Here is a 25932-nt window from a genome sequence, read left to right as displayed (position 1 = left end):
ATGCTTGAAAAACAGGAACTATTAAGTTTCTTATACCAAACGCCTTACGGAATCATTAGTGCTGATAATGATGGCGTTATTGATATGATGAATGCCTATGCTGTTCAGTTAATGATTCCACTTGTACCAAATCTACAGTTTCACAACCTCTATTGTGTGCTAGAAAAAATTAGTCCTAGCTTAATTCCAAAAATAAAAAATTTTACAGGTGAGTCAGGTAGCGTCTGTGAAAACTATAGAGTAATGGTAAGTAAAAAGAATAATGATGATGGATGTTGGTTTGATTTTAGTATATATCGAATTAACATAAACCACTGGATGATTGGTTTTTATGACTCATCGATGATGGTTATTCAGGAAAATCGTGCAAAACAAGAAGCGATGAAAAGAGCTGATAGTCTTGCAAGGCTGGATATGGCAACCAGTGTTATTCATGATATAGGTAATGCTATTACAGCTATTGGAATTAGTTCAGCAAAGCTTGTTGCTAAAGATAACTGGGAAGAAATTAATAATCTTCAACGTGTTACTAAGCTTATGAAAAGTAATAGTAGTAATTTAGATGAATGCTTGGGCATTGGAAAAGGCAAAGCACTTACTGAGTTTATAACAAGTATTTGTAGTGCATTGGAATCACGTCAGAGAAATTTTATTGAGTCATCACAGTCAATTGCAAGGAATGTACATCACATCCAAGATATTATCAGTATTCAAAAACAATTTGCACGAGATGGTGAAGGAACAAAACAGTTACCAGTTTCGATCCGTAATATTATATTTGACGCAGAAGCAGTCGTTCATAACCTGCTCATTAAAACGAATACACAATGTATTATTAATGACATTCCCACTGATATGTATGTAAAAGGCGATAAAACAAGATTAACTCAGGTGATTGTCAATACGCTGAAAAATTCATGTGAAGCTGTTGTAGCCCGTAATGATAAAATATCAGGTGAGATTTTAATAAGCACATTATTTGGTGCTGATAACTGTATTCAGATAAATATTAATGATAATGGTGTTGGGTTTGATAGTGAAATAGGTAAAAAAATAAGTGATGGAAATTATACGAGCAAAATACAAGGTAGTGGCATAGGTCTAAATAATAGTCGATCTGTTATTGAAAGTCATGGGGGGCGTATGGAATTGACAAGTGAAGGGATTGACAAAGGGTGTTGTCTAAGCATTACTTTGCCAGTAATTGAAGAGGCTTAACAAATGGAATATTTAAATACTCGAATATTGGTTATAGATGATGAGCAGGTAGTTAGGGATGCATTTATTGAAATCCTGCAGACAAAAGATGTTAATGAGTATAGTAATGAAATGATGTCGGCTGCAGCGGCTTTATTTGATGAGCCTGAAATACTATCAAGTAAGCATAATAATCTTCTTGATTTTGAGGTAGATGAAGCGATTTGTGGTAAAGAAGGATTAGATAAAGTAAAAAAATCCGTAGAAGAGAAACGACCGTATGCGTTAATATTCTGTGATATGAGAATGCCTGGTTGGGATGGGTTAACAACAGTACAACAAATACGAAAGGTAGATAGTAAAGTTGAGATAGTATTTGTAACAGCTTATAGTGATTACTCAGTAGAAACTATATTAGAATCAGCAGGGCCTAATGTTGGATACCACTGTAAACCATTTGAAGCAGATGAAATTCGTCAAATAGCGACAAAGAGTATTTGTGACTGGGGAAAACTTCGTGATTTGGAAAATCTCATTTGTATTACGTCTGACTTAAATGTATGTGGTAATGATTTAAATACACTTCTTAGAAACACCCTTCATCAAATAGTTAATCTTACATCAAATAGAACAGCATTATTATTCTTTCATCATAATGATCCGGAGATTGTTATAAGTGTTGGTGACAGAAGGGGGATGGGTGAGGAAATATTTCAGCAGATTATTAGTGATAAACTTTTAGATGTAGAAATAGATAGTGATAATTTTATGTATATGCCGATGAGTCATTATGGCTTACTAATATTAAAAGATGATAAGACTAATATAATTGATGAGAGTAGGATTTATTTAATAAAGCTGTTTGTACAACAAGCAGCAAAGTCTATAGATAATTTAAACTTACGTAAGGAACTAGAACATAAGCAACGTTTATCAGATATGGGACAAGCAGCAAGTTGTGTTGTTCATGATTTAAGACAACCGCTGAGTGGAATCATTGGTGCAACATCGCTGATAAAAAAAGCAAAAATAGAACAGTCTAAAATAGCGGCATATATGTCTCTTATTGAAAAGTCATCAGCAGAAATTGAAAGATATATTGAGGAAATATTGGAATTTTCAAATCCAAAAGAACCAATCTTAGAAAAAGTTAATTTGTGCGATATATTAGACTCAATTACTGAGAATATTTTTCTATGTCATGAGGATGATATTAAGTTGATTTATGATTATGATAGAAAATATCTTGTTTTTGTCGATAAAGGTCAGGTGGTCCGCTCAATATTTAATATTGTAAATAATGCAAAAGAAGCTTTGTATGACACAACCAGTCCAATAATTAAAATTTCTTTACAATCATCTTTCGATCATGTGATGTTATCAATCAGGGATAATGGTCCTGGTATTCCAGACGCCATTAAAGATACAGTTTTCCAACCATTTGTTACAAAGAATAAGACTGGTGGAACTGGTCTTGGCTTGGCTATCACTAAACAGTTTATAGAATGTAACAATGGCTTAATATCTTATTCGACAAGCTCAGATGGAACAGAATTTATTATTAAGTTTCCATTGGCGGCATAACCTTAAAAATTAATTTATGGATATTTATTGCCATGTTTCCCTAATCAAAGTATCGGGGATTTTAAAATGAGTTATTATGTAAGAGGAAAAAATAGTAAAAAGGTAGCATGGCCAACAGGTATTATAGTAGGTGATGACTTTGTAAGAGTGAAAATTATATCAATATCTGAGATGGGTATTATCATAGAAACAAATGAAAGGCTTACTTTGAATCAAAGTATAAAACTATTAAGCAAAGCGTTAATAAATGGACAAAAAATAAATTTTATATGTGATGCTATAGTTAGTCTAGTTGCTCTAAGTAAAAATGGTTACAAAGTTAAGCTAAAATATAATGAGTTAAGTAACGATATTAAAGTTTTTTTGTCTTTTCTGGAGTAGATATAAGCCACAGAAACATGCTTTGAAGTGTTTGCTAAATAATAAAGTAACAGTATAGTATAAGATAGGTTTGACTATGTCTTACATATATAGAAAGCTACTTCATGTTGAAGATCAAGAAATTATACGTGAACTTGTTCGGTGTATTTTTGAAGGTAGTGATATAGTATTGCATTCAGCGGTATCCCTTAAAGAATGCGTTGATGAGATTAAAAACTTTATACCTGATGTAGTTCTTTTAGATTCGGAATTAAAGGGTTATAAGGGTATTGATATTGCACATAAAATTTATGAAATAAACTCAGATATACCCATAATTTTTGTTTCTGGTCTAGATGAGTCATTAATACTTTCAAATGGTAAGCCTAAAAATGTATTAGGTGTTATTAATAAACCATTTTCGCCAGAAGATTTTCCGACAAGGATTCAGAATTTATTGGCGAACCATGTACTGCTAGATAATATAAGAGCGAAAATGCCAAAAAAAATTTCAGCATTAGTAATGAAGTATCAAAAGCATTTGGTTAGCAAAAGGTATGAGCTAATAGATTTGTGGCATGAAGTAGAAAAAGACTCTTTAAATATAGTTTTGATAGATAGACTTTTAATTGAATTCCATAATATATGTGGTACAGCTGGAATGTATGGTATGCACTCAGTATCTGAGTCTGCAGAAAAACTCGAACTTTTATTTAGAGACTTTAAGGGTCGAAAGGGATATAGTGTAGAAGATCTAATTAATGATGGAGAAAGCATGTTTAAAAAATTAGTTGCTGAAATAGAAGCCTTACAATAGCTATTTATACTATTTCCAGGGGGGATTGTTAATGTGAGGGCAGATATCTTTAACTTTAAGATTTACGCCTACTATTTTTTTATTAATCGTTGAGTGATCAATCAATATGCTATTGATTAACTGGTAGATATGGTGTGCTTTGGGGTGTTTTCTTGGTATCATAATGTGAAAATAGCTATCTGGAAAAGGGCTTTTACTATAGGTTATTTGCTCTCGCTGGGGAAGCGTAAAGTGTTTTTCAAGAAGCGATAAACCATTATTTTTCGACATGGGTGCAATAGCGGCTCTATTTTTAAGAAGTAAATTAAACGTCAGTTCTTCTAGCCGTACTTTACGAAGTGTTATTTTGTATTTATCTACAGCTTCTTGAAACTCACGGCTATAGTAGTATGCCTCAGTGACTGCTATTGGTTCATATTTTTTTAAGTCAGATACGTTGTTAATAGTTACTGGTTTTGACTTTAAATGAAAGAACACATGATTCAGTTTGTAGATAGGGTATGAAAAGTAAAATAATTTTGCTCGCTTTGGACTACATATCCAGCCTGGGCTAGCAATGTTTTTTGCAGCTGCTGCATTATTGTATGCAGCCTTCCAAGTGCTGTACCAAATAAAATTAAACGAAATGTTTGACTCTGTAAATATCTGTGTTAAATGTTGAGCCATTATTCCTTTATTTGGGGCTTTCTTATCAAAGTAAGGCGGCCAGTTGGCTACAGCAAAATCTATGGTTTCTGAACCATGGCCAAGGGATATGGAAAAGCATACTACCAAGCTTATTAGCACTTTTTTGAGTAAAACTTTATACATAAAAGTCCGATTTAAGTAGTATAAAAGATAGGGCTTTTGTTTACGGACGGTATAAGTATAGCGGTTTTAAGGTTGATGTATAAGTTGGTGTATAAAAAGTAGATTAGCCTTTTTGGGTATCTCAAAAATGTGCTTCTTTAGCGATACACATTATTCTTTATTGGATAGCTTATCAATTAAAGCAGGAATCTCATGTATGCTGTGGGCTATCGCATCAGGCTGATGTTCATGATATTCCCAATTATCTTGTTGAGGGTTAAACCAAACAGATTTAAAACCAGCCTGGTGGGCACCCAGTATGTCATGAATAGGGTGATCGCCTATATGGGCGATTTGATGAGGCTTAACACCTGCGAGTGAGACTGCTTTAGAAAAAATTATAGGGGCTGGCTTACTGATTTTAAGGTCCTCAGCTTTGATCGCAAAAGAGAAATATTGGCCGATACTCATCTGAGATATTTCAGCGTTACCATTGGTAATAACGCCTAAGCTGTATTGTTGGCTTAGTTGCTGTAGTGTGTTCTCTGTATGAGGGAAGTAAGTCACTTGTTGACGAGCGGTTAAAAACTGGGCAAAGGCTTGCTCTGCAAGCTTTCTGGAAGCACTGCCATAGCCACAGTCTATTAGCGCTTGTTCAAGGGTATGACGTCGTAGTTCACTGACATCATGGGCCAATTCTGGGGTTTCAGCTAACAGTTCGTCTTTTAGTTTTTTAAGTCGTGCTAACGAGTATTGTTCAGTTAACTGTTTGCAGTGTTGCTGTAGCCAAGTGTACATGGCTGATTCAGCTTCAACCATGACAGGTTGATTGTCCCAAAGCGTATCATCAAGGTCGAAAGTAACAGCTTTAATCATATTTCTTTTTACTACGTTTGGAACGAGGATGACTACTGTCGTATACGTTACTGAGGTACTCAAAGTCAATATGCGTATAGACTTGTGTGGTTGAAATATCTTTGTGTCCTAGTAATTCCTGCACGGCACGCAGGTCTTTACTACCTTCAAGCATATGGGTCGCGAAACTATGTCTTAACATGTGAGGATGTAGCTTAGTATTTAAGCACTTTTCCCGAGCCAGTTTAGCAAGCCTATACTGTACTTGTCGTGTGCTAATACGTGTTCCTCGCAGTGAAACAAAGAGAGCAGAACATGTCTGTTTGGCTAATTGAGGACGAATTGATAGCCATGATTGGAGGCTTTCGATAGCTTTACTGCCTACAGGTAACAACCGTTCTTTATTGCCTTTCCCTTGGACTTTTACTAGCCGTGATGTCAAGTTGATATCACCCATATCAAGCATAACCAGCTCGTTTAAGCGTAATCCAGAAGAATAAAACAGCTCCAGTATTGCATGATCACGGTACTGTAGTGGATCATCATCAGGGGAGGAGAGCAAATGTTCCAGTTGATCGACTGATAGGGTTTCAGGCAGCTTGCGTTGGGTTTTTGGTGCTTTTAGGTTAAGCGTGATGTTGGTTGACAGGTGTTGGTTGACATAAAGGTGTTTGCAAAAGCGCCGAAGCGTCGCCAGCTGGCGCTGAATAGAGCGAGGATTTAAGCCACGTTGATGCTGAGATTGTAGAAATTCACGAAGCAATACGGTTGATAATTGTGACCATTGGTGTAGCTGGCGATCTTGCATAAAAGTAAGTAGTTGCTGTAAGTCTCGCTGGTAGCTAATCAGGGTATTGTTGGCCAGGCGACGTTCAACATGTAAGTAATTTAAAAACTGATTAATAATTAGCTCTAATCGAGTCATGTGGTTAATGAGACCAATATTGAAGTAATGCGCGACTCAATATATCAGCAATATAACTTATGAACAGTGTTCCCATAGCAGTTTGAAAGTGTTTGCTGTCTTTACTGCCGATGGCGAGTATTCCCAGTGGTTCTGTGGATCTGAGTGTAATCACAGCGCTAGAACCGACAGCTTGAGCGTGTTCTTGGAATAAAAACTGCTGCTCATTTTGACGAAGCACGCCGCAAACGGGTTTATCTTGGGCCAGTAGAATAGAAATTTTTTGCTGAGCAAGTGTTAGCGGTTGAACTTGGTAGTAAGCACTTAGTTTTTGAGTGTCAGAGAACAATATAAGGCTTACAAAGTCGACATTAAATTCATGCTTCAACGTAATACGACAGACTTTGCCAATTTCATCAAGGGATTTAGCTTCAAGCAACTCAGTAATCAAGCGGCGAGTTTTTTCAAAAAGAGAATCATTTTCACGGGCAATATCTAATAATTTATTGAGCCGATTGCGTAACTCTAGATTTCGCTCTCTAAGTAGCGACACTTGTCGTTCAATCAGAGAGGTTGCTTCGCCTGACGGGTGAGGTATTTCGAGTAATTTGAGTAGGTCGGGTCGTTGAAACAAAAAGTTGGGATTAGCCTTTAAGTAGTCGGCCACTTCGTCTTCAGTGATTAGTGTCTGTGGTATGGTTTGTTGTTGTTCTTTCATATACGTACTTGCCCCTCAAAAACACGGGTTGCTGGCCCGATCATACGCACTGAGTGTCCACTTCCCTGCCATTCTATTTGTAATGAGCCTCCTGGCAGATCTACCTGTACTTGCTCTGCTAACAGATTTTGTAAGCGTCCAGCCACAACGGCGGCACACGCACCTGTTCCACAAGCAAGGGTTTCCCCTGCTCCACGTTCAAATACACGTAACTTTATTTGTTGCGAATTAATGACTTGCATAAAACCAACATTAGCACGTTGTGGAAAAGATTCATGTTTTTCCAGCAATGGACCCCATTTTTCAACTTGGGCTTGAAGAATATCTTCGACAACCAGTACCATATGAGGGTTACCCATGGAAACAGCGCTTATTTCAAATGCTTGGTTGTGACAATTAATAGGATAGGTGATGGCTTGCTGTTCCGCATGGAATGGAATCAATGCAGGTTCAAGTATTGGATATCCCATATCCACTTCAACATCATTGTGGTTATGAACAATAAGCGTTATATCTCCACCTTGTGTTTCTACATTAATTGTTCGCTTGCTGGTTAATTTGCGGTCTCTAACAAAGCGGGCAAAGCATCGAGCACCATTTCCACATTGCTCAACCTCAGAGCCGTCAGCATTAAAAATACGGTACTTGAAGTCTACATCAGGTTTTGAAGGGGGTTCGACGATAAGCAGTTGGTCAAAGCCAATACCAAAGTGCCGGTTGGCTAGCTGTTTGATTTTTTCTTCAGTGAGACGAGCATGTTGGGTAACCAGGTCGATTACCATAAAGTCATTGCCCAATCCGTGCATTTTGGTGAAACGAAGTAGCATTTAAAGTAGTCTCAATTCTTAAATACTTTATGAAAACAGGTCTGTTGTAATTATCTAGTGGTAATACTCATTGAATTTAATAGAACATATACCCTTCACGAATGATTTCTAGGTTTTGTTATCTTCACTCCTCACCTCAATCACCTATTAATATAGGCTCATGGGTAATTTAGGCTCATAGGTAATATAGTCTCATTGCACTTTGTTACTCGATGGCCGCACCTAAAAACCATTCGTATTGGGTATAGCTATGTATTTCTTGAGTATGCTCCCCTGATCTGGGATTAAAAAGCCTGTAAATGATAGTACAGCACTTGTTGTAGCTATCTATCTATTCTGGTTAGTGGCTTTTCGTTAGCCTTAAGCCTAACAGTACTTGTAGTGTATTAACACCAGGTTTGTTTGTTATTTTTGTGGTTAGTATGGTGCACGTCCAAACTTTATGGCTAGCCTTAGTTCAGGCTAGCGTGGCATGTGCCTTACATTCTAAGGGCAGAAAATCTGAGTTTGGTGCACTCACTCTGGTAATAACTGCTCATTGGCAAGCTGCTCGGTAATCGTTTCTCGCTTGCGAATTAAATGAAACTGATCACCATCTACCATGACTTCAGCTGCTCGGTTGCGCGTATTGTAGTTGGAGCTCATAACAAAGCCGTAGGCTCCAGCTGAACGAATCGCTAATAAGTCTTGAGGCTGAATGGCTAGCGCGCGGTCTTTACCTAAAAAATCACTGGTTTCGCAGATGGCGCCAACGACATCATAGGTGTGTGGTGGACAGTCATGCCGTGGAGTGACAGGAATAATTTCTTGCCAGGCTTGGTAAAGTGCTGGTCGCAACAGATCATTCATAGCAGCATCGACGATGGCAAAATGCTTTGTTGCTGTGGGCTTTAAATAGTCAACCCGAGTGATGAGAATACCTGCATTAGCTGCAATAGAGCGACCAGGCTCGAAGATAAGCTCTAAAGAGCGGCCACCCAGGCGTTTCAAAATAGCGCTTGCATAGGTATCAGGTGCGGGTGGTTGTTCATTTTGGTAAGGGACACCCAGCCCACCACCTAAATCTAGATGCTGTATAGTGATACCTTTGTCTTCTAATGAATCAACTAATGCCAGGAGTCGGTCTAAGGCATCGAGAAAAGGAGGCAGAGACGTCAGCTGTGAGCCAATATGGCAGTCAATCCCTTTGATGCTAATGTGACTTAAGCGAGATGCTTGCTCATAAACGGCAACCGCTTCATTGATATCAATACCAAACTTATTTTCTTTTAACCCAGTAGAAATATAAGGGTGGGTTTGTGGATCAACATCAGGGTTAACGCGAATGGAAATATTGGCTACGGTATCCATGTCACTGGCTACAGCTTGAAGTTGCTCAAGCTCAGCAATGGATTCAACATTAAAGCAGTGTACGCCAACGGATAATGCGCGGCGCATTTCATGAGGTTGTTTGCCGACACCTGAAAAAACAACTTTTTTGGGATCACCTCCCGCCGCTAGCACTCTTTCTAGCTCCCCCACAGAGACAATATCAAATCCTGCACCTAACTTAGCCAGCACATTAAGTACGGCAATATTGGCATTAGCTTTAACTGCAAAACAGATTAAGTGTGGGTGTTTACCCAGCGCCTGCTGATAAGCTTGAAAGTGGCGAGTGAGTGTAGCACGCGAGTAGATATAAGTAGGGGTGCCAAATTGTGCGGCTATCTTAGCGACGGGAACATTTTCTGCAAAGAGTTCACCGTCTTGATAGTGAAAGTGATCCATAATGACCTAAGTACACCTGTCTGGTTGTGATTTTTTACTCAGCTGTTTCTTCAGTCGCTTGCTGTTGTTCTGATTCGTCTGGCAAATATAAAGGACCTTTTTGGCCGCAGCCGGACAGTAACAGCAGCAAAACCATTGAGAAGATGATACGCATCACACTTGCTCCTATCCAGTAGATATTCAAAAGAAATAGTATACCTTGTCAATGCCGAGCTGGCTATTTAGAGGCTGATTCTAATTCATTCCTGTACTTTGGGTATACATAATTCAGGAATGGTCTTTCACAAGTGGTCAATTGAATATTGTTAAGAATGTTTTAGTGACGAATATAGATATACGCCTTTTTTATCAAAATTCCCTTTAGGGCACCTCTAAAAATGCACTTTTTTCGAAATAGCTATGTCAACGCTGTACTCGGATCCTCATGTATTCCATATACACTGCGGTCCTCTGTGCAGTGCTTCCTTGCTCTTACAAAAAAAATCACTATTTTTAGAGGTGCCCTTTAGCCTAGAAAAGAAAAACTCTATGGAGTTTTTTCCAAATTATCTTTTTTTTAGAGGTGCGTATTATTGATTTCAGCTTCAGCAGGGGCTTGAAACAAATAAATAGTCAATGTCTGAGAGCTGGTAAATAAATTTTTTATAATTAATAAGGAGATATTAATTATGGCATCATGTGCACCTTTTAAAGTAGCGTTTAATGGCCAACCACAAGATATTTACAATCGTGTAAAAGCTATGATTGACGGTAATGGTGGGACATTGGAAGGTGATACTCAGTCTGGTAGATTCAGCGTTTCTGTACCTGTTTTTGGTACAGTGAAAGGTGAATACACTATCGTTGGTAAGGAAGCAGTTATTACGGTTACTGAGCGTTCTCCTTTCCTTGCTTGTCAAACTATCGAAAACTTTATCCGTAAGAACTTAGATAAAGTTGATCCTTAATTATACTGTAGTTTAAAAGTATAATTTTAAAAAAGAGAGCCAGTGTTTTGGCTCTCTTTTATTTTTAAAGAAGAAATTTTTTGATATAAACTGATTTGAGAAGGATATAATTAAGCGTTTTTAATTAATAGACATTGATCCAAGCAAATCTAACCAACTACGTTTGTTGCCATGGCTAAACTCAATTCGATAGAATTTATCGGGTATATTTAAATCGATAAAGTAAGCCGCATAGTTAAAGGTAATATTGTCCCCTTTAATGAGAAAGCCTTTAATATCCTCGTTACGAATCACTGATACTTGATCAAACGTTTTAAAGTCAGTATGTCTTGCGGCTTTATATAAGCCTAATTTAAGTGCACGAGTTGCTGACTGTTTTTCTTGTAATATTTTTTTACGAGGAGTTTCGAACATAATGGTTGGAATATCACTGGCTTTAATCGAGCTATTTTTAAGCTCAGGGTAATCATCAAGCGTCAGTATTTGCAATGCAAGGGAAAAGCCTGCTCGTTGTTTAAGGAATAGTTCACTTTCTGTTTGGCTAATTGATGAAAAGGGACCGCTGATTCTGAGTCGAAAGGCATCAAATAACAGGGTAGTCGCTTGAGGAGGCGCAACGACTTTGGCAGGCCAAGGTTGCTCTAGTGCAATAAACTCACAAAACTGTTCCTGGCAGCTGTCGTTAGCAACAAGTGTAGTGTTAGTAGAATGTTGAGCACTTGTTGAGACCGATGATGAGGCTTGTGCCAGAAGACTCAGCAGCAGGGGGCAGAATAGGGCACAGGTAATATGCCATAGCTTTGTATTCAAGCGTTGCTTCATTTGACTAGCCCCCCACTGATATGATGATTTGGTACTTTACCTGCTAAGCGCCGAAGGTGGCTGGGGGTACCTCACACTTTGGCAAGCTGGAAATAGTAAGGTCATCGGAGAATGTTAGTTTTTGAAATAAAACACAGTGTAATCAGGTCAGAACCTATGATCGTATAAAATGGGTAGCATACCCACAGCGCAGGACAGTCAATGAAAAAATCAAAATTGATATTGGCAACGGGTGTTGCTATTGCCATTGCTCTTTTTTTTCTGCTAGATCTGGAGCAGTATCTTTCTGTCACCTTCTTCCAGTCACTTTATGAGCAAAACCCAATAGAAACGGCGCTCATCTTCTTTTGTATTTATGTAGCGGTTACTGCTTTGTCGCTGCCTGGTGCCGCGTTAATGACATTAGTTGCGGGTGTTATTTTTGGCTTGTTACACGGCACTATTTTGGTATCGTTTGCCAGTACTATTGGCGCTACTTTAGCGTTCTTGCTATCGCGCACGTTACTTCATGACTGGGTACAAAACCGCTTTGCAAGCTATTTGAAAACCATTAACAAGGGTATCCGTCAAGAAGGTGATTTTTACCTTTTTACGTTGCGCTTAATTCCAGCGATTCCATTTTTTGTGATTAACCTGGTTATGGGATTAACCCCAATGCGGGTTGGACGGTTTTTTATTGTCAGTCAGGTGGGTATGTTACCAGGCACACTTGTTTATGTGGGGGCAGGGGCAAGTCTGACACAAGTAGAGGAGCTATCAATAAAAGGCGTATTACAGCCGGAAATTATAGTGGCCTTTGTGTTACTCGGCATATTCCCTTGGTTGGCTAAAGCGGCTATATCCCGCTGGCAGCAGCATAAAGTGCTGAAGCCTTATCCTCGCCCCGCTCATTTTTATACTAACTTATTAGTGATTGGGGCTGGATCAGCTGGTTTAGTTTCGGCTTATATAGCCGCAGCAGTAAAAGCAAAGGTCATGTTGGTTGAGCGTCACAAAATGGGAGGTGACTGTTTAAACACAGGCTGTGTGCCTTCGAAAGCATTATTAAGGTCTGCCAAAATGGCGCACTACTTTCAAAGAGCAGAAGCCTATGGTATCACGCCACCAGAAGTGAAAGTGGACTTTGCCAAAGTGATGGAACGTGTGCATCAGGTCATTCAAAAAGTCGAACCTCATGACTCTATTGAGCGTTATACGTCATTAGGGGTTGAGTGTATAACTGGAACAGCAACGATTAAAACCCCTTACTCTGTAGATATCGATGGGAAAACCATCACCACAAAAAATATTATCATCGCCTCAGGTGCTCGCCCCATGGTACCGCCAATTCCAGGTTTAGAGTCAATGGACTATTACACCTCTGACACGATTTGGCGTATTCGTGAACGCCCAGAGCGTATGCTTGTAATTGGTGGAGGTCCCATTGGCTGTGAGTTAACGCAAGCTTTTGCACGACTTGGGGTAAAGGTAACCCAAGTAGACATAGCATCGCGCTTGATGCCTCGGGAAGATGAAGAAGTCTCCGCATTAATTCAGCAGAAATTCATAGAAGAAGGTATAAATGTATTGGTTGGTCACCGACCGGTGGAGTTTTTGCTCAAAAATGGAGAAAAACAAGTAATTTTAGAAGCCAATGGTGAGCAGCAAACATTAGGCTTTGACTTGGTTTTAGTCGCCGTGGGACGTCAGGCTAATACTGCAGGCCTGGGGCTGGATGCTCTCGATATAGCAGTAACTGAGCGTGGAACTATCGCGGTGAATGACTATCTGCAAACGAAGTTTCCAAATATATATGCCTGTGGTGATGTCGCTGGTCCTTATCAGTTCACCCATACAGCTTCTCATCAGGCATGGTATGCAGCAGTAAATGCCCTTTTTAGACGGTTTAAAAAGTTTAAAGTGGATTACCGTGTTATTCCTTGGGCAACATTTACTGACCCTGAGGTGGCACGCGTTGGTTTAAATGAACAGGAAGCGCAAGCGCAAAATATTGCTTATGAAGTCACTCGATATGGGATTGATGACTTAGACCGGGCAATTGCTGATGAAGAGGCTCACGGTTTTGTCAAGGTACTCACAGAACCCGGTAAAGATAAAATATTAGGTGTGACTATTGTCGGGTATCATGCCGGCGAACTCATTACTGAATATATTTCAGCAATGAAGCATGGTTTAGGACTGAACAAAATATTGGGCACTATTCATATTTATCCGACGTTGTCTGAGGCTAATAAATATGCAGCAGGTGTATGGAAGAAGGCTCATGCTCCCGAAAAGCTTCTTAAGTGGATAACGCGGTATCATCAATGGGAACGTCAAGAAAAGCATTCTGGGGGGTGATGGCTATACCCTTCGCATGACTGATATAGGTGTACGAGATAATAGGCGTGGGAAATAAAAAGCTAAAGTCGTATGTTATGGTAAAACCAGTTTAAAGACACCACCGCCCAGTTCACTGTTATTTTCAAGTTGAATATAGCCGGTATTTTTTTCTTGAGTATGAAGCTGGGCAATACGCTGGGAAAAATACAGTCCAAGATGTGTACTGCCAGTATGGGTATTAATAGACTTTTGTGAGTGATAGTGTAGTGGATCAATAAGCATATGATCTGGATAACCAGGGCCATTGTCGGCGATTTCTATGGTTAACTCATGGGTTGCTTGTGCTGTGATTTTAATTTGATCGTTGGTGTAGCGAAGGGTATTTACTAAAACATTATTAATCACGCAGGCAACTAAATCTCGGTCATAGTACCAGCTTAAATGGGGAGGGCAGTCAACTTCCAGGCTTATATTCCTTGCATCAAATAATATTTTATTACGTAGTGTTTGCTCTTCTAATAAATCCATTACAAAGTGCTCTTCGATTTGTAATAGAAGTTGATTTTGGTCTAATCGATATAAGCCGAGGAGTTGGATTAAGTCATTGTTAACGCGAGAAGCTTCATAATGTAATAAAGCATAATGTTGTGCTTGTTGTTGTGTTTCAGGGGGAAATTGATCAACGGTTTCTTCGATGGAACCTAGCAGCATGCCAAGTGAGTTTTTCATATCATGCACTGTAGCAGCAAGTACTAGAGAGAAATCTAAAGTAGGAACATCTGCCATAATGATCTCCAAAGACTATGCTGATAGTTTTTGTCGCAGTGAAGCTATTTTGCTTTTTAGTGCTTCATAACGTTCAAATTGAGGATGCGATGCATGTATATGGTTTACATTATTTAAATAAGTTTGACACTGATCTAACGTTTTTTTATCTAGCCCTGCGTCGCTCATTTGTTTTAGGTAGGCTTGAATAAGATTTAAGTTGAGTCCAGGGTGTCTTGAAGAGAACTTAAGTGCTTCAGTGAATTTTTCAATGGCTGTGGTAAAGTCTTGTTGCTCGTAAGCTGTAATGGCTTCTAGGTTAATGGCAGCAGCTTTAATGCGATTTTTAATGCTGACAGGTTCATCTAACAGCGCATTGGCTTGATCAATTAAATCCTGATTATCAGGATTGTCAGCGATTATTTGTTTTAATAATTTTTCAGCATCTTCTGTACGATTGTTTGCAAAGAGTGTTTTTGCCATTTCCAGCTGTATGCTTGGATTGACACCATCGCCCATATTCTCCATTGCTTTTAAGGCTGAGTTTAAGGCTTTTTCGGCTCCTTCATCATTATTTTGCCCAGCATGAACGCGAGAAGAAATCATTGCAGACTGTAACATTAATTTAGGATCATCTTTATATTTTTTATTGACCTGTTCCAGAATATTTAAAGCTTCTTTAGCTTGTAGTTTGCCTTCTTTGGAATAGTCATGTTCCGCATTATCAGATAAACATCGTGCAAAATTAAGGTGATTATCTATAGCATCGTGAATTGAGTTTTTTCCCAGCTCCACAGTATTCCGATAGGCCTGTGTTGCAGTATCAAGATCATCATTTTGACGACTAATTTCTGCAAGTTTTAGTTGCCGGTGTACGGATCTCGGTGAAATTTGTACTCCGGTCATGATGGCTTGCTGTGCTTTCGTTGAGTCCCCAATGGCAAGGTATGTTGCAGCTATTTCATCGTAGCAGTTAACATACTGAGGGTTTATGGCAAGGAGTTCAGTAAAGTACTCAAGAGCTTGGGGGTAATTTTTGCGTGCTGCAGCGACTTTGCCGAGTGTTAAGTATGGCCAGTCTAGCTTTCGTTCCTCAAGCTGTTTCAAGCACACTTGTTCGGCTTCATCATAATTTTTATTTTGATAATAAAGCTCAGCTAATTTACGAATGCACCACTTATGACTTCTTGAGTCCTGGCTCAACACTTTTTGGCATTCAATAATAGCTTGTTTAATATCATTTTGATCGAGTGCTTTTTTTATCGGTAAAACCTGATAGTGTTCTTCCATCAATCGGTCAAGCCGGTTCTTTAACATAGATTGAGTTAAAGGTTTGGTTAGGTAAGCATCAGGCTGATGTTCTAATGCACCTAGTACCATATCTTTTGTAGCCTCTGCTGTAATTAATAAAAACAGGCTTGTGTTTTTTAGGCGTCGTGTGTAGCGCAGTTCATCAAGTACTTGTTGACCATTTTTCCCTGAACCAAGGTTGTAGTCACACAAAATTACATTGTAGTCTTGTTTATTGCAGGCAAGTACAGCATCTCGGCCATTAATCGCCGTATCTACTTTGGAAACTCCAAAGTTATCCAGCATTTTTTTTAAAGATAAGCGAAAACTTTCAAAATCATCGACAACAAGAAAGCTTTTGTCTTTGTAATTAATGAATGCCATTAGTTATCCAGTCCATCTACAAAAAGCATGGTTACTGGCAATCAGTATAGCAGCTATCAGATAGAGTTAAGGGATGGCTCCCCCTCCTTGTTATTTATAGGTTAACAATGCAGAGGGGGAGGTAAGTAGGTTGTAGTGTTTTAGACAGTAATCGTTTTGACGCCGTCTTGTGTACCCAGTAAAAGGACATCTGCGGGGCGAAGTGCAAAAATACCGTTGGTAACAACCCCTACGATATTATTGAGTTGGGCTTCAAGGTCGCGAGGTGAGGTGATGCTGAGATTCCAAACGTCTAAAATCACATTGCCATTATCTGTCACTACCCCTTCACGGTATTGGGGATCGCCACCAAGTTTAACGATTTCTCTTGCAACATGGCTGCGAGCCATAGGAATGACTTCAACGGGTAGAGGGAATGTGCCTAAAACATCAACCAGCTTGCTTTCATCAGCAATACAGACGAACGACTTGGCGACAGCGGCTACAATTTTTTCTCGTGTGAGCGCTGCACCACCTCCTTTGATGAGCTGGAGTTGGTGATTGCTCTCATCTGCTCCATCAATATAAAACTCTAAGGAGTTTACTGTATTGAGGTCGTAAACAGGGATACCATGGGATTTTAAGCGTTCAGCACTGGCTTCAGAGCTAGCAACAGCCCCATCAAACTGATTTTTTATGGTAGCCAGCGCATCAATGAAAAAGTTTGCGGTAGAGCCAGTACCAATACCAATGATGCTGTCTTGTTCTATGTGGGGTTTGATGTGCTCTAAGGCAGCTAATGCCACAGCTTGTTTGAGCTGGTCCTGATTAACAGACATGAATAATACCTTTTGCTTTAAAAATCTTTACGGCAGGAATTATATACCTTTCGGTCTGGCTAATCCCATTCAAAGCAAGCGTTTCTATTGATTAGGGATATTGACGCTGCACACTGTGACTAATACGTTATAGAATAGTACACCTTCCATAAAATTAATGAGTGTTGTAAAGAAGGATGTCATGCTTCAGCAATACATTAAAAAAATATTAGAAGCGCCAGTCTATGATGTGGCCGTTGAAACCCCGATTGATCAGGCAGCTTTTTTATCAAAGCGTCTTCAAAATACGATTTTAATTAAGCGAGAGGACCTACAGCCGGTTTTTTCTTTTAAAATTCGTGGCGCCTACAACCGTGTTGCTCAATTATCTGAATCTGAAAAAGCCCGAGGGGTGATTGCTGCATCTGCTGGCAATCACGCGCAAGGGCTTGCACTAGCCGCGAAAAAGTTGGGTATTAAGGCGGTGATTGTGATGCCGCAAACAACACCTGAAATTAAAGTGCGTGCTGTTAAAGCCAGAGGTGCTCAGGTTATTTTGCATGGCGATGCTTTTGACGAAGCCTTAGCTTACTCTCAAAAGCTGGTGAAAGAGCATGGTTATGTGTATATCCACCCTTATGATGATGTAGATACCATTGCTGGCCAAGGTACCATTGCCATGGAGGTTTTACGTCAGCATTCAGGCAAACTTGACGCAATTTTTGTTCCTGTCGGTGGCGGTGGTTTGATTGCGGGTATTGCCGCTTATGTAAAATATCTTCGTCCAGAAATTAAAATTATTGGTGTGGAATTTGAAGAGTCTGCTTGTTTACACGCTGCTATGCAGGCTGGTGAGCGTGTCGTATTGTCTCAAGTCGGTATTTTCGCTGATGGGGTGGCGGTTGCACAGATAGGTGAAGAAACGTTCAAGGTTTGCCAGCACTATGTTGATGATGTTATTACAGTGACAGCAGATGAAATATGTGCAGCAATTAAAGATATTTATGATGATACCCGCTCTATTTGCGAGCCTGCTGGCGCGCTAGGTGTTGCCGGTGTAAAGAAATATGTGGAGCAACACAAAATACATGGGCAAACATTATTAGCCATTGATAGTGGTGCCAATGTGAATTTTGACCGGCTACGTTATATCTCTGAGCGGGCTGAGCTTGGTGAGCGGCGGGAAGCAATCATTGCGGTTACCATTCCAGAAAAGCCTGGTAGCTTTAAAGCATTTTGTCAGGCCTTAGGTAAGCGCAATATTACAGAGTTTAATTACCGTTATCATACGGAACGTGAAGCACAAATATTTGTCGGTGTGCAAACGGGTATTGGCCCACAAGATAAAGCGAGAGTGATTATTCAATCACTACAAAAGCAGGGTTATGCGGTTACTGATTTAACAGATAATGAGCTAGCCAAGCTCCATATACGTCATATGGTGGGCGGACATACAACAGCTGTAGATAATGAAGTTGTTTATCGGTTTGAGTTTCCGGAGCGACCTGGTGCCTTATTGCGATTTTTAAATAAACTGGGTCAACGCTGGAATATTTCAATGTTTCACTACCGGAATCACGGAGCGGCTTATGGCCGGGTATGTGTTGGCTTGCAAGTACCTTTGAATGAACGGGAGCAAGTGCCTGCATTTCTAGAGGAGATTGGCTATCACTATTGGCCTGAATCAGAAAACCCTGCCTATCAATTATTTTTGGGGTAGAAGCTGGTAGAGAAGGGTATAGCTCACGTAATGTGAGCTGTCCTATTGCTTTTTACCTTTAATCTCGCGAAGGTTTGGCTGAACATGTTCATTACTAACAGTCTGGTTACAGCCGCTTTTTTTGGCAAGTGCTAGTGCTTTTTGGGCAAATTTAACTAAGTCTTGACTACAAGAGCCTGGTTCAGGAATGCCAGCTGATAAGCCTATTGATACAGTGACAAATGAAGCGATGCTGGAAAGTGGGTGATGAATATGGGCATCATGTAAGTTATTGTGAATTCTGCGCGCTATTTCCTCTGCCCCACATTGATCGGTTTCGGGCAGCAAGGCTACAAACTGTTGTCCTTCGAACCGGCTTAATACATCAACACTACGAGTGATTGAGCGTTTCAAAATATTCGCGACATCTTTTAAACAAATATCGCCTTGTTGGTGACCGTGAGCTTCATTATAAAATCTGAAGTTGTCAATATCGATGATCATAAGGGCTAAGGGTTCTGCTTGACGGGCAGCCCGCTCCCACTCATTGATCAGCATTGACTCAAAGTGTTTGCGGTTATAAACCCCGGTTAACATGTCTCGAGTTGAAAGTGTGATAAGTCGTTTTTCAAGTTCACGATGTTCTGTGACATCATGGACAACAACCAGCAGGTATTTTCGGTGGTTTAAAATAGCGGCTCGTGTTGTCACTTCAACTTGTAGCGCAGAGCCATCCTTCTTAATCACTTCCATTTGATAAATACTTGAAGTCAGTTTTCTTCGTGATGATGCGGCTTTCTGTATAATGCGTTCCATTTTCTTGGCGACTAAATTGCCATGCTGTAATGCCAGCATAAACTCGTGTTCAGAGTAGCCTAGAGACGTAAATGTGGAGTTGTTGTAATACATCAACTCGCGTGTGTTGTAATCAACAATAATAAGCGCATCACGAGATAAGTTGACTAAATTAGTAAATAAATCCAGTTGTAATGTTTGCTCTTGAAACTGTTCTTCAATCCGCTGGCGCTCTTCAATTTCGTAGGTAAGTTTGTCATTAGCTTTTTGTGCTTTTTCGCTTTCTATATAAACTCTACGTAAAGTTGATAAGCATAAAGTGAAAAAACCACTTAAACAGATTGCTGCAATAAATGCTGTTAAAGGCAAAAGAGAATGACTTTTTTGGCTTATTGCAAAAGAAGGATAACCATAAATAGTCCATGGTGAGTGTTCATTGATATTTGTGCTGATTTTTATTGCTGCATTTTGGTCATACCCTTCTAAATAATTGGTCTGGTAGATAATTCTGCCACTCTCAATCACTTTGAAAGCAAATCCTTCATAATCAGATTGATTAGACAGTAAGCTATCAATCACGGATTTGACGCGGAAAACACCTACAATAAAACCATAAAAATTATTTTTTTGGTCAAAAATAGGTGTGTAATTTATAAACCCTTCCCCGCCTTGCACTAATGGAATGACCTGAGTGGTTACACTGCTTTGTTGGGTGAAAGCTCTTCTTAGGTGAAAGATAGCCGGGTTACTGGGAGGCACTCTAAAGTTAACGACCTTTTGATTAGATTCCAAGGGAACAACCCAGCGAATGGTATAGTCCTGGTCCATCCACTCAAGGGCCTGAAAGTTAGGAAAGTCTTTTAACAGGTTATTGGCATCAGCAAGCCACGCACTTTTTGGTATTGTTTTTTGCTCTGACCAGCGATCAGCCATTCGTTGCAATGCATTGCGCTGGGCATTTAATGATCGCGTTATTTCTGTGGCAAGCTGCTGAGTAGTGTGTTGGGTGGTTTGCTTTAAAAAATTGTAGTCTTTCTTTTCAAGAATCATGTAGCCGAGAAGAGACACTAAAATCATGATTAAGCCAAAATAAGGTGGTACCCAGGCTGGCACACGTTCTTCTTGATATTCTTGCCAAGGGGTATGCTCAATAAGCAGGATTAAGCCACAGAGGCTCATCAGCAGGTTGTCCCCATACTGTATGGAAAAGAAATGGGTAAAACCATATTGTGGCGGTAGATCAAGTATAAGTGCGTAGAGACCAGTTGCTCCATAGATGAGTGGCCAGCAGGCTAAAAAGCCTCGTGTTAAAGGCAGACTTTTTAACGGGGAAATACGTTCATTAATCAGAAAGCTAATACTACCTGCACCGAGTACCGTCAATGAAGCAAGATTTGCCAGGGGGGAGTTGCTCACATCTTGAGAGCTGGCGAAGGTTATTAAAGAGCTATAGTCTGCAGTGACCAGTTGGGTTACCAAAGAAATCAAGGTGGTTAACAGTGTTAGGCCACCCAGTAAACTAGAAAATCGGCAATAATGGAGGTAGTGGGAGAGTGTTGCACTTGCCAGCAGAATTAATGCTATAGAAACGCCCCAAGCTGTTTGGCTAAGTGCAAGCAAACAGGCTGCGCCCACAATTAATGTCGCGGAGCCACCAATAATAAATATGCTATAACACTGAGCAAAAACACCCTGTATCCGCAATAAGTACTTATGGATTTTATGCACCATAAAAACAGCATAGTCCTCAGCTCTAGTCTTGACTAGCATGTCACAGTGCAATTTATCAGAAGCTATGGGAGGGGTGCTTTACCGACGATTCACGGTAAAGCCTGTCGTTTGAGCGAACAAAAGAAGCGCATGTGGAATGCAGCAGAAAAACTGAAAGTGCTACTCTGCAAGCTTGTTAATGATTTCCCACTGATATTGCGTCACGGGCATGATGGACAAACGGCTACCACGCTTAAGTAGGGGCATTTCATTAAGTTCTGGCTGTTGTTTGAGTTCTTCAAGCGTGATCATACGGGGATACTTTTTATAAAATTTAACATCTACCATAAACCAGCGAGGGTTCTCGGGTGAGCTCTTGGGATCATAGTAAGGAGAACCTGGGTCCCATGCTGTGTGATCAGGATAAGCTGTTTTACAGATCTCTGCGATACCTACTATTCCAGGAGGTTTGCAGCTTGAGTGATAAAAAAAAACTAAATCACCTAACTGCATTTCGTCACGCATCATATTGCGCGCTTGATAGTTTCTGACGCCGTCCCAGGCTTCGGTCTGGTTAGGGGTATCAAACAGATCATCAATACTGAAGACGTCGGGTTCACTTTTCATTAGCCAATAGCGTGTTTTTATAGCCATTTGGAAGTAGACCTTGAAATAGGAAAATAAATTCGTTCTATTTTCATTATTCTAACGCAATGAGGTAAGCGTCACACTTGAATGCTGTCTATCAGAGTAGAATGCGGCAGTTAGCGTATTATTTGTAGGGTTCATATTGAAAGTTATATGACTCATTGTTCTTAACCAGTGACGGTAACTTAATGAGTGGTGTTAGTTGTCATGACACAAAAAAAACCAGATTTCATGACGGTGTTAGTCGCACTTTTTTTATTTGGGGTTATAGCTACGGGGGTTGTGCAAATTAATGGGCACCTCTAAAAGTAGTTTTGCATTATCTTCCCACCATGCAACTGAATAAGTGCTAGCTAGTTTGACTTGTAGCTAACAGTGGTATACCTGTTGGTCAGTAGCGATAGCATTTAAGGGTATATCCCAACTGGCTACAGGCAATTTATCTACGCGTTGGCACTCATGTGCGACTCCCATTAATTTGGGGTGACGCAAGGTTGGTCTTGCCTGTATAAAAGCAAAGGTTCGGTCATAGAAACCTCCTCCCATCCCCAAACGACCGCCATGAATATCAAAGCCAACCAGAGGTAAAAGGACCAGATCGAGTGCCCAAGGCGCAATAATGCTATTACCTCGACGGGTTGGCTCAGGAATATTGAAATTGTTCAGAATTAAATTGGTATGCGGTTGATAATGTACAAACCATAGCTTGTTATGTGTATCGGGTCGAAGCACAGGTAAAAATACCTGTTTGCCTAATTTCCATAAAAAGCGAATGGTGGGTGTTAAATTAATTTCGCCATCACTTGCGATATATACAGCAACTGTTTTGCTTTTAATAAATGTGAGATTTTTTTTCAGGTGGGTTAATAGGTATTCACTGGCAAGCTGTTGTTGCTGCTTGGATAGTTGGCGACGTTTTTGACGTAGTGTTGTGCGGAGTGTTTTTCGAGTTGGGTTCATATCATATGAGAGAAAATGACCCCCGGTTTGCCGCTGTCAGTATAGCCCTTGAACCCATGGTTCAAGGTGGTGGCTGCTGAAATACATTGGGCTTTCCACTTTTAAGTGGACATGCACGCCAGTATTTGCGAGGAGCCTCCTAAACTTAGATTATCGGCTCAGGGACAGTCGTGACTGGCCTGCAAACCAGGGAGCCTGTTTAAGATTATAATGATTTAAGAAAAATTGTCGCGGTTTTTTTTAGATAATTTTTGCATCAATAACCAGGGTCACTATTTACGTCTTGTAACACCTTATCGACTTTTTCGACAATCTGTTCCACCTGACGTTTGGTTTCTTCCTGGTCTTTAGAAATAGATTTTGCCAGTTGTAATAACTCATGGGCTATATTTAGTGCAGCCATTACCGCGATACGTTCTAAACCTATCACTTTGCCAGTACCGCGGATATCACGCATTTTACTGTCGAGGTAATTAGCGGCCTCTACTAGAGCGGCTTTTTCTCCATCGCCACAGCTAACGCGGTAATCTTTATCTAAAATACTTACAGTTGTGGTATTAACAGCAGAATTGCTCATGATTCTTGTTCCAGAGCTTTAAGTCGGCTGATCATGGCTTCAACTTTGCTACGTGCGAGTTCATTCTTCTCGACGAGTTGTGCCCGTTCCTCGCGCCAAGCTTGCTCACTTGCTTTAAGCGTTTGGTTTTCTTCTAGTAATTCCTGGCATAGAGCTAGAAGCTCATCGATTTTGTGATGAAGCATGAGATTTAATTGTTCATCCATAGCCTTTAGATTAGCCGTAATATCAGCGGTTACTATAGATTGCCTGATGAAAAGGGTCAATCTTTGGTACAGTGTTACAGATTGAAATGATAGCATTAGTCCAATTAATTGGCGGGTATAGGTTTAATATATGGTCAATAATCCTCATCATGACGAGAAAGCCCTTGACTATGACAATTTGTTTGAATTGTTTTCTAGCTTAAAGTCAATTCAAACCCCAGCAGAGCTTCATGGTCAGCTGACGGGGTATTTGTGTTCTGGAAAACGTTTTCAGCCAGATGCATGGTTACAAGTTGCACAAAAAATGATGGATATTGATGCATTAACGGATGAGGCAAAGGTTACGTTAATTAATCTGTATGACCATGTGATTACTGCACTGGAAGATCAAGCCTTTGGCTTTCAGCCTTTTTTACCAGATGACTCAGAGTCATTAACAGCTCAAGCTCGAGCTATTGGGGGTTGGTCTCAAAGCTTTTTAGCAGGGTTTGGTTTAGGCGGTGCTATTCAGTCATCGCTGTCTGAGGAAGTTATTGGCATACTTCGTGATTTTGCTCAAATTGCTCAGCTAGAAACAGAGCTGGAAGATAGTGATGGTAACGAATCAGACTTAACTGAAATTATTGAATATGTGCGTATGGCAGCGTTACTAGTTTATACAGAATTTAATAAACCTGTGGACTCAAAAAAGGGGCAATCAAGCGAGCCTAAGAAAAAACATTAATGTTTGCTTGTTAACGTTGACATCACAATTTATATAAATGACGTTAGGTAAGGTATTTTTGAGCAAAGAAGACAGTAGCTGTGAGTCCGGAAAGATGGTGGGTTGCTCAACTTGGTAATCATAGGGAATCTAAATGAAAAAAATTACCGCAGTAGAATATAAGCATCGTCGGAGTGCGTTAATGGCTGAGATGGAAGCAAATAGCATTGCCATCTTACCTTCAGCACCTCTGCAGCCTCGCAATCGTGATGTGGAACATCCTTATCGCCAAGATAGTGACTTTTACTATTTAACTGGATTTGCTGAGCCGGAATCAGTTTTGGTATTAATTCCTGGTCGATCTCATGGCGAGGCTGTACTTTTTTGCCAGGAAAAAGACCCTGAAAAAGAGCTGTGGGAAGGTCGGCGTGCAGGTCAGGAAGGTGCTGTTGCTGATTATGCTATGGATGATGCCTTTCCCATTAATGATATTGACGAAATTTTACCGGGTTTAATTGAAGGGCGCTCCAGAGTTTATTATGCCATTGGAGCCAATGAAGCCTTTGATCGTCGTTTAATGGGATGGATAAAGTCCATTAAGTCTAAAACGAAACAAGGTGCTCAGCCACCAGGTGAGTTTATTGCTCTTGAAAATATTTTGCATGAACAGCGGTTGTTTAAAAGTGAAGCAGAAATTGTAGTGATGGCTGAAGCTGGAGAAATCTCTGCAAAAGCGCATTTAAGAGCAATGCGTGCTTGTCGGCCGGGCTTATATGAATACCAGATAGAAGCAGAGATGCTTCATGAATTTATGCAGTCAGGTGCACGCTTTGCGGCCTATCCCAGTATTGTGGGTGGTGGGGAGAATGCATGTATCTTGCACTATACCAACAATGATTGTCTGCTTAAGGATGGTGAACTCATTCTTATAGATGCAGGCTGCGAGCTTGATCATTATGCTGCAGATATTACCCGTACTTTCCCAGTAAATGGACGTTTTTCAGAAGAACAGAAAGCTATATATGAGTTGGTACTGACTGCTCAGCTTGAAGCCATTGAAGCTATCAAACCTGGTACCGTGTTTAATCATATCCATGATATTACTGTGCGGGTGATTACAGAAGGTTTGGTTAAGCTTGGAATTCTGAAGGGCGATGTGAATAAGTTAATTGAAGATGAAGCTTATAAGCCTTTCTATATGCACAAATCCAGTCATTGGATTGGTATGGATGTTCATGATGTTGGTGACTATCGAATTGCAGGACAATGGCGTGATTTAGAACCTGGAATGGTGCTAACCATTGAACCAGGTATTTATATCGCACCTGACAATATTGATGTTGATCCCAAGTGGCGCGGGATTGGGGTACGTATTGAAGATGATGTTGTGGTGACTGAAACTGGACATAAAGTATTAACCAGTGATGTACCGAAACACGTACATGAAATAGAAGTACTGATGAAGCAAATTCAGTGAGTTTTGAATTGA

25 protein-coding genes and 1 other RNA gene are annotated in these 25932 nt (G+C 40.0%); 9 read left to right on the top strand and 17 right to left on the bottom strand.

The window, feature by feature from the left end:
• The 4 genes from KHS79_RS20360 (at position 1) to KHS79_RS20345 (ending at position 3958) form a co-directional block, all read left to right on the top strand.
• The gene (locus tag KHS79_RS20360) at positions 1–1218 is read left to right on the top strand and encodes a sensor histidine kinase (RefSeq protein WP_212721372.1); all 1218 of its coding nucleotides are present in this window, start codon (positions 1–3) and stop codon (positions 1216–1218) included.
• A 3-nt stretch (positions 1219–1221) separates the two neighbouring features.
• Positions 1222–2781, top strand: a complete 1560-nt coding sequence (locus tag KHS79_RS20355; protein WP_212721370.1) for an ATP-binding response regulator — start codon at positions 1222–1224, stop codon at positions 2779–2781.
• Between the two features lie 66 nt (positions 2782–2847).
• The gene (locus KHS79_RS20350; protein WP_212721369.1) at positions 2848–3162 is read left to right on the top strand and encodes a hypothetical protein; all 315 of its coding nucleotides are present in this window, start codon (positions 2848–2850) and stop codon (positions 3160–3162) included.
• Between the two features lie 76 nt (positions 3163–3238).
• Positions 3239–3958 (top strand): response regulator, encoded by a 720-nt coding sequence (locus tag KHS79_RS20345; RefSeq protein ID WP_212721367.1) that lies wholly within the window; start codon positions 3239–3241, stop codon positions 3956–3958.
• Between the two features lie 9 nt (positions 3959–3967).
• On the opposite strand, the gene KHS79_RS20340 is transcribed toward KHS79_RS20345, so the two are convergent.
• The 7 genes from KHS79_RS20340 to lptM form a co-directional block, all read right to left on the bottom strand.
• Positions 3968–4768, bottom strand: coding sequence for a type 2 periplasmic-binding domain-containing protein (locus tag KHS79_RS20340; RefSeq protein WP_212721366.1), 801 nt, complete (start codon positions 4766–4768; stop codon positions 3968–3970).
• Positions 4769–4918: 150 nt separating this feature from the next.
• The gene (locus KHS79_RS20335) at positions 4919–5623 is read right to left on the bottom strand and encodes an HAD family hydrolase (protein WP_212721364.1); all 705 of its coding nucleotides are present in this window, start codon (positions 5621–5623) and stop codon (positions 4919–4921) included.
• Complete coding sequence (gene xerC / locus KHS79_RS20330; protein ID WP_212721362.1) at positions 5616–6527, bottom strand: tyrosine recombinase XerC; 912 nt, start codon at positions 6525–6527, stop codon at positions 5616–5618. Before xerC ends, KHS79_RS20335 begins: the two co-directional genes overlap by 8 nt.
• Before the next feature lie 4 nt (positions 6528–6531).
• Positions 6532–7224, bottom strand: coding sequence for a DUF484 family protein (locus KHS79_RS20325; protein WP_212721359.1), 693 nt, complete (start codon positions 7222–7224; stop codon positions 6532–6534).
• Entirely contained in the window at positions 7221–8051 is an 831-nt protein-coding gene (dapF, locus tag KHS79_RS20320; RefSeq protein WP_212721356.1) for a diaminopimelate epimerase, read from the bottom strand. The genes KHS79_RS20325 and dapF overlap by 4 nt, the downstream gene beginning before the upstream one ends.
• Before the next feature lie 516 nt (positions 8052–8567).
• The gene (gene lysA, locus KHS79_RS20315; RefSeq protein ID WP_212721351.1) at positions 8568–9818 is read right to left on the bottom strand and encodes a diaminopimelate decarboxylase; all 1251 of its coding nucleotides are present in this window, start codon (positions 9816–9818) and stop codon (positions 8568–8570) included.
• Between the two features lie 34 nt (positions 9819–9852).
• Entirely contained in the window at positions 9853–9972 is a 120-nt protein-coding gene (gene lptM / locus KHS79_RS20310; protein ID WP_084611139.1) for an LPS translocon maturation chaperone LptM, read from the bottom strand.
• 514 nt (positions 9973–10486) lie between these two features.
• On the opposite strand from lptM, the gene KHS79_RS20305 reads away from it, so the two are divergent.
• The gene (locus KHS79_RS20305) at positions 10487–10765 is read left to right on the top strand and encodes a hypothetical protein (protein WP_027707466.1); all 279 of its coding nucleotides are present in this window, start codon (positions 10487–10489) and stop codon (positions 10763–10765) included.
• A 120-nt stretch (positions 10766–10885) separates the two neighbouring features.
• Here the strand turns inward: KHS79_RS20305 and KHS79_RS20300 are convergent, their stop codons facing one another.
• The gene (locus KHS79_RS20300) at positions 10886–11587 is read right to left on the bottom strand and encodes a hypothetical protein (RefSeq protein ID WP_212721348.1); all 702 of its coding nucleotides are present in this window, start codon (positions 11585–11587) and stop codon (positions 10886–10888) included.
• A 201-nt stretch (positions 11588–11788) separates the two neighbouring features.
• Between KHS79_RS20300 and lpdA the strand changes: the two genes are divergently transcribed.
• Positions 11789–13927, top strand: coding sequence for a dihydrolipoyl dehydrogenase (gene lpdA / locus KHS79_RS20295; RefSeq protein ID WP_212721345.1), 2139 nt, complete (start codon positions 11789–11791; stop codon positions 13925–13927).
• A 75-nt stretch (positions 13928–14002) separates the two neighbouring features.
• Here lpdA and KHS79_RS20290 read toward each other — a convergent pair whose 3' ends face one another.
• From KHS79_RS20290 to rpiA, 3 genes are all read right to left on the bottom strand, one after another.
• Positions 14003–14695, bottom strand: a complete 693-nt coding sequence (locus tag KHS79_RS20290) for a sensor histidine kinase (protein WP_212721342.1) — start codon at positions 14693–14695, stop codon at positions 14003–14005.
• A gap of 15 nt (positions 14696–14710) precedes the next feature.
• Entirely contained in the window at positions 14711–16348 is a 1638-nt protein-coding gene (locus KHS79_RS20285) for a tetratricopeptide repeat protein (protein ID WP_212721340.1), read from the bottom strand.
• 140 nt (positions 16349–16488) lie between these two features.
• Positions 16489–17166 (bottom strand): ribose-5-phosphate isomerase RpiA, encoded by a 678-nt coding sequence (gene rpiA, locus KHS79_RS20280; protein ID WP_094785606.1) that lies wholly within the window; start codon positions 17164–17166, stop codon positions 16489–16491.
• 157 nt (positions 17167–17323) lie between these two features.
• Here rpiA and ilvA point away from each other — a divergent pair, with 157 nt between their 5' ends.
• Entirely contained in the window at positions 17324–18865 is a 1542-nt protein-coding gene (ilvA, locus tag KHS79_RS20275) for a threonine ammonia-lyase, biosynthetic (RefSeq protein ID WP_267910765.1), read from the top strand.
• Between the two features lie 42 nt (positions 18866–18907).
• Here the strand turns inward: ilvA and KHS79_RS20270 are convergent, their stop codons facing one another.
• The 6 genes from KHS79_RS20270 to KHS79_RS20245 all read right to left on the bottom strand — a co-directional run bounded on the left by KHS79_RS20270 (position 18908) and on the right by KHS79_RS20245 (position 23719).
• Positions 18908–21370 (bottom strand): sensor domain-containing diguanylate cyclase, encoded by a 2463-nt coding sequence (locus tag KHS79_RS20270; RefSeq protein ID WP_212721335.1) that lies wholly within the window; start codon positions 21368–21370, stop codon positions 18908–18910.
• Between the two features lie 159 nt (positions 21371–21529).
• Positions 21530–22003 (bottom strand): EVE domain-containing protein, encoded by a 474-nt coding sequence (locus KHS79_RS20265; RefSeq protein WP_212721334.1) that lies wholly within the window; start codon positions 22001–22003, stop codon positions 21530–21532.
• A 363-nt stretch (positions 22004–22366) separates the two neighbouring features.
• On the bottom strand, positions 22367–22957 hold the full coding sequence (locus KHS79_RS20260; RefSeq protein WP_212721333.1) for a 5-formyltetrahydrofolate cyclo-ligase: 591 nt from the start codon (positions 22955–22957) through the stop codon (positions 22367–22369).
• A gap of 15 nt (positions 22958–22972) precedes the next feature.
• Positions 22973–23153: non-coding RNA, 6S RNA (ssrS, locus tag KHS79_RS20255), on the bottom strand.
• 60 nt (positions 23154–23213) lie between these two features.
• Positions 23214–23534, bottom strand: coding sequence for a cell division protein ZapA (locus KHS79_RS20250; RefSeq protein WP_027707456.1), 321 nt, complete (start codon positions 23532–23534; stop codon positions 23214–23216).
• Positions 23531–23719: a TIGR02449 family protein gene (locus KHS79_RS20245; protein WP_230400372.1), complete on the bottom strand. Its 189-nt coding sequence runs from the start codon at positions 23717–23719 to the stop codon at positions 23531–23533. The genes KHS79_RS20250 and KHS79_RS20245 overlap by 4 nt, the downstream gene beginning before the upstream one ends.
• Before the next feature lie 151 nt (positions 23720–23870).
• On the opposite strand from KHS79_RS20245, the gene KHS79_RS20240 reads away from it, so the two are divergent.
• Both KHS79_RS20240 and pepP read left to right on the top strand, forming a co-directional pair.
• On the top strand, positions 23871–24464 hold the full coding sequence (locus KHS79_RS20240; RefSeq protein WP_051311014.1) for a UPF0149 family protein: 594 nt from the start codon (positions 23871–23873) through the stop codon (positions 24462–24464).
• Positions 24465–24597: 133 nt separating this feature from the next.
• The gene (gene pepP, locus KHS79_RS20235; protein WP_212721332.1) at positions 24598–25920 is read left to right on the top strand and encodes a Xaa-Pro aminopeptidase; all 1323 of its coding nucleotides are present in this window, start codon (positions 24598–24600) and stop codon (positions 25918–25920) included.
• Positions 25921–25932: the final 12 nt, after the last annotated feature.

The organism is Zooshikella ganghwensis, assembly GCF_018263875.1.
Classification (GTDB): Bacteria; Pseudomonadota; Gammaproteobacteria; order Pseudomonadales; family Zooshikellaceae; genus Zooshikella; species Zooshikella ganghwensis.
The sequence above is the reverse complement of the archived record's forward strand: the minus strand, read 5'-3'. Positions and strand labels throughout refer to the sequence as shown.

What these genes read in the sequence shown, in the direction of transcription:
- KHS79_RS20355 (WP_212721370.1), top strand. Translation starts at nt 1,222, where the DNA reads ATGGAATATTTAAATACTCGAATATTGGTTATAGATGATGAGCAGGTA.
- KHS79_RS20240 (WP_051311014.1), top strand. Translation starts at nt 23,871, where the DNA reads ATGGTCAATAATCCTCATCATGACGAGAAAGCCCTTGACTATGACAAT.
- dapF (WP_212721356.1), bottom strand. Translation starts at nt 8,051, where the DNA reads ATGCTACTTCGTTTCACCAAAATGCACGGATTGGGCAATGACTTTATG.
- ilvA (WP_267910765.1), top strand. Translation starts at nt 17,324, where the DNA reads ATGAGTGTTGTAAAGAAGGATGTCATGCTTCAGCAATACATTAAAAAA.
- KHS79_RS20350 (WP_212721369.1), top strand. Translation starts at nt 2,848, where the DNA reads ATGAGTTATTATGTAAGAGGAAAAAATAGTAAAAAGGTAGCATGGCCA.
- KHS79_RS20325 (WP_212721359.1), bottom strand. Translation starts at nt 7,224, where the DNA reads ATGAAAGAACAACAACAAACCATACCACAGACACTAATCACTGAAGAC.
- rpiA (WP_094785606.1), bottom strand. Translation starts at nt 17,166, where the DNA reads ATGTCTGTTAATCAGGACCAGCTCAAACAAGCTGTGGCATTAGCTGCC.
- KHS79_RS20250 (WP_027707456.1), bottom strand. Translation starts at nt 23,534, where the DNA reads ATGAGCAATTCTGCTGTTAATACCACAACTGTAAGTATTTTAGATAAA.
- KHS79_RS20300 (WP_212721348.1), bottom strand. Translation starts at nt 11,587, where the DNA reads ATGAAGCAACGCTTGAATACAAAGCTATGGCATATTACCTGTGCCCTA.
- KHS79_RS20335 (WP_212721364.1), bottom strand. Translation starts at nt 5,623, where the DNA reads ATGATTAAAGCTGTTACTTTCGACCTTGATGATACGCTTTGGGACAAT.
- lptM (WP_084611139.1), bottom strand. Translation starts at nt 9,972, where the DNA reads ATGCGTATCATCTTCTCAATGGTTTTGCTGCTGTTACTGTCCGGCTGC.
- KHS79_RS20305 (WP_027707466.1), top strand. Translation starts at nt 10,487, where the DNA reads ATGGCATCATGTGCACCTTTTAAAGTAGCGTTTAATGGCCAACCACAA.
- pepP (WP_212721332.1), top strand. Translation starts at nt 24,598, where the DNA reads ATGAAAAAAATTACCGCAGTAGAATATAAGCATCGTCGGAGTGCGTTA.
- KHS79_RS20290 (WP_212721342.1), bottom strand. Translation starts at nt 14,695, where the DNA reads ATGGCAGATGTTCCTACTTTAGATTTCTCTCTAGTACTTGCTGCTACA.
- KHS79_RS20345 (WP_212721367.1), top strand. Translation starts at nt 3,239, where the DNA reads ATGTCTTACATATATAGAAAGCTACTTCATGTTGAAGATCAAGAAATT.
- KHS79_RS20340 (WP_212721366.1), bottom strand. Translation starts at nt 4,768, where the DNA reads ATGTATAAAGTTTTACTCAAAAAAGTGCTAATAAGCTTGGTAGTATGC.
- KHS79_RS20260 (WP_212721333.1), bottom strand. Translation starts at nt 22,957, where the DNA reads ATGAACCCAACTCGAAAAACACTCCGCACAACACTACGTCAAAAACGT.
- KHS79_RS20285 (WP_212721340.1), bottom strand. Translation starts at nt 16,348, where the DNA reads ATGGCATTCATTAATTACAAAGACAAAAGCTTTCTTGTTGTCGATGAT.
- KHS79_RS20245 (WP_230400372.1), bottom strand. Translation starts at nt 23,719, where the DNA reads ATGCTTCATCACAAAATCGATGAGCTTCTAGCTCTATGCCAGGAATTA.
- lpdA (WP_212721345.1), top strand. Translation starts at nt 11,789, where the DNA reads ATGAAAAAATCAAAATTGATATTGGCAACGGGTGTTGCTATTGCCATT.
- KHS79_RS20360 (WP_212721372.1), top strand. Translation starts at nt 1, where the DNA reads ATGCTTGAAAAACAGGAACTATTAAGTTTCTTATACCAAACGCCTTAC.
- lysA (WP_212721351.1), bottom strand. Translation starts at nt 9,818, where the DNA reads ATGGATCACTTTCACTATCAAGACGGTGAACTCTTTGCAGAAAATGTT.
- xerC (WP_212721362.1), bottom strand. Translation starts at nt 6,527, where the DNA reads ATGACTCGATTAGAGCTAATTATTAATCAGTTTTTAAATTACTTACAT.
- KHS79_RS20265 (WP_212721334.1), bottom strand. Translation starts at nt 22,003, where the DNA reads ATGGCTATAAAAACACGCTATTGGCTAATGAAAAGTGAACCCGACGTC.
- KHS79_RS20270 (WP_212721335.1), bottom strand. Translation starts at nt 21,370, where the DNA reads ATGGTGCATAAAATCCATAAGTACTTATTGCGGATACAGGGTGTTTTT.